Origin of the sequence: Ureibacillus terrenus (assembly GCF_006569205.1) — a bacterium.
GTDB lineage: Bacteria > Bacillota > Bacilli > Bacillales_A > Planococcaceae > Ureibacillus > Ureibacillus terrenus.
Genome location: NZ_VIGD01000045.1, coordinates 1 through 2,532, shown reverse-complemented (window position 1 = coordinate 2,532; position 2,532 = coordinate 1). Strand labels below are relative to the sequence as shown.

Genomic DNA, 2,532 nt, shown 5'->3' with positions numbered 1-2,532 from the left:
TGGGTACATCTTAAAGGATTGTTCAAGAAGTTGCAGTTCCTCTTCTAAAAGTCTAGATTTTCGTTTCCAAACATATGAAATCATTTGCCGTCTGGAAATTCGAACGGAAGATTCCTTAATCCCCTGCTGTTTTCTTTCTTTTCGTATGCTTTCGATTGCAACGCGGACACCTGAAAGTGTCCCCGTATATCCATATTTACGAAGTTGCGCATCAATTTCACGGATGGTCTTGCCCTCTTGTTCGAGTTGCTGAATGTATTGCTCAAAACCATCGGTTTGCCGTTTTCGCTTTCTTTTTACTTGAACCGGCATCTCGGTTATGTTGAGATATTTTGAAATGGTTCGGGGATCCATATGAAATTCTCTGGCCAACTCCACTTTTTTCTTTCCTTTTTTGTATTCCTGTTGAATGCTTTTGATCATCATCCATTTCTTTTCGGCTCTTTCTTTTTGTCTCCTTTGCAGTTTGGTTTCATGCGGAAAGGTTTGTTGGTCCGTTTCTTCTTTTTCCAACGTGATGACGGAAGGAAGAATCGAGGTGAGGCAAGCATCGATCTGCTTCTTTACCGCCCGGACAAAATGCCATCGGTCATATACTTGCAAAATACTTTGCGAAGCGTTCTGAATCCCTTTCCGAAAAGCCTGATAGCCATCACGACTGACAACTTGGATGTTTTGATGATTTTTTAGCCATTCTGATATGGTTTCCGGATAACGTTCCGGAAGTAATGCAACAGGCTTGTGCGTGCTCAGATCACAAATGATTGTGCCATAGCTGTGTCCTTTCCGAAAAGCAAAGTCATCGATTCCGATAAAAGGGGGACACCTCTTGATGAATCTCCGTTTTCCGAATAAGGGAGAGCAATACGTCATGGCTAACAGGGAGGGGCAGGGTTTTCGCTACTTTTTCGCCATTGAGGCAGCTGGTGGAAAACGCGATTTTACGTAATACTTCTTCGGACCGTAAAGTTCGGCGTCCATTTTTGGAAATCCAATCATACCGTTCAGTAAAAATTTTTTGGGTGCAATTGGGTTGGTCGCAAAACCATTTTCTTGTGATAAGCAGGATGGAAACAGCTTTTCCGGCAATCGGCAAATCTTGAATCATGCGTGTATATCGGCTGTGTGGACGTGTGGAAGGCACTTGGCAATGAGGACAAGGGCAGGATTCATGAGTGCTTCGAACAATAAAGGTAATGGAGGATGGTTCTTCTTGAATATCGAGAACTTCTAGGAAAGGATCTGGTGAAGACCAATGGATTTGACGATTCATCATTCATCACACCTTTTCTTTTATTATACTATAAAAGTAAAATTATGGACCTTCACCAAATATGCGTAAGAGCCATTTTTTAATTGCCAAAAACACATAGGCATCTTTTCGTTCATTAGTATTGCGGCGGTTAATGGGATATACAAAAAAGATACCAACTTGTTCAAACGGTTTACTTATCTGTTCGCTATCATAAGCTACATCACCAACTGCAAACTCGATCGAAAGTAATTTAGGTGAACACTGCTACAAGTTTTAATATCTGCGATCACCACTCAAGGCATGTGGAGTGCTGTGCATTGATAAAGAGGATTGATGACTGATCCAAGAATCTGTAAAAGATTCTCGGACTCCTAACTGTTTTTATTAGGATTAATTGTTGAAAGGGATGCAGTGTTTTGATTGATTCTACAAGTAATCGAAGTACATGGGAGAAAATAACGGAAAGAAAAATACGATATGATTCGAAAATTGTTGAGTGTAAGTGCCGTTTATTAAGTGCTCGAAATCGCTGTAGGATTTTATTTCATTTAATAGAAGAACCTTTTACATTGACAATGAATGATTTGCATGTAACAATTCCACTCGGGGGTTATACAATTGCTTATTATTGGCTGGATCGTCCATATAACTTATATTTTTGGAGAGACCAAGCAGGAAATTATTTAGCTTCATATTTTAACATTGTAAAGAATACAAAGTTTGAAGATAACATGGTAATATTCGAAGACTTGATTATCGATGTACTGGCGCTGCCAAATGGAGAGTATTTTATTTTGGATGAAGATGAATTGCCTGAACCCTTTGAAACATTTGAGAAGGGGTACGCCAAAGGTGCGTTGGAAACATTATTAAGTTCAATGGACGATGTACTCACGCAAACGATTGCAGAATCCGAAAGTATTTATAATCATAAAAGGTTTATTCCCCTATTAGAAAAGGGTTAAGTTGTTTTTATTGCATTTCCTACAATCAGGTTATTGTGCGTTATCCTAATTTTTTAAACTAAGTTGAAGGACACTACTTGCTGCATGTGCAGCCTGTAGTGTCTTTTTTATTCTTAAGAAACATCCATAAATCTCTGAATAATTCATCTCGAAAATTTAGGATAGACATGCTTATTACGTGTATTTTTTAAAACTTAAACATTTGCAGAATAATCGGTGCACCTTTTGGCGGCAGGTCTTCAGTTATTAACTTGAGCATGCCGCACTCTACTTCGTAATTTTCTTTAGGTTGAAGCACTCCGTTAATAAATA

At 38.7% G+C, this 2,532-nt stretch carries 3 protein-coding genes and 1 pseudogene; 1 reads left to right on the top strand and 3 read right to left on the bottom strand.

The features are described from left to right. Positions 1 to 873, bottom strand: an 873-nt coding sequence (locus FKZ59_RS14150; protein WP_141603378.1) for a transposase, incomplete at its 3' end; no start/stop codon positions are given. Beyond that, positions 800 to 1,276, bottom strand: coding sequence for a transposase family protein (locus FKZ59_RS14145; protein ID WP_246045918.1), 477 nt, complete (start codon positions 1,274 to 1,276; stop codon positions 800 to 802). The genes FKZ59_RS14145 and FKZ59_RS14150, both read right to left, overlap by 74 nt. A gap of 554 nt (positions 1,277 to 1,830) precedes the next feature. Here FKZ59_RS14145 and FKZ59_RS15275 point away from each other — a divergent pair. Next, positions 1,831 to 2,007, top strand: a pseudogene (locus FKZ59_RS15275) (DUF402 domain-containing protein); the annotation flags it as partial. A gap of 400 nt (positions 2,008 to 2,407) precedes the next feature. Here the strand turns inward: FKZ59_RS15275 and FKZ59_RS15160 are convergent. Then, entirely contained in the window at positions 2,408 to 2,518 is a 111-nt protein-coding gene (locus FKZ59_RS15160; RefSeq protein WP_281279256.1) for a DUF4183 domain-containing protein, read from the bottom strand. Between the last annotated feature and the right edge of the window lie 14 nt (positions 2,519 to 2,532).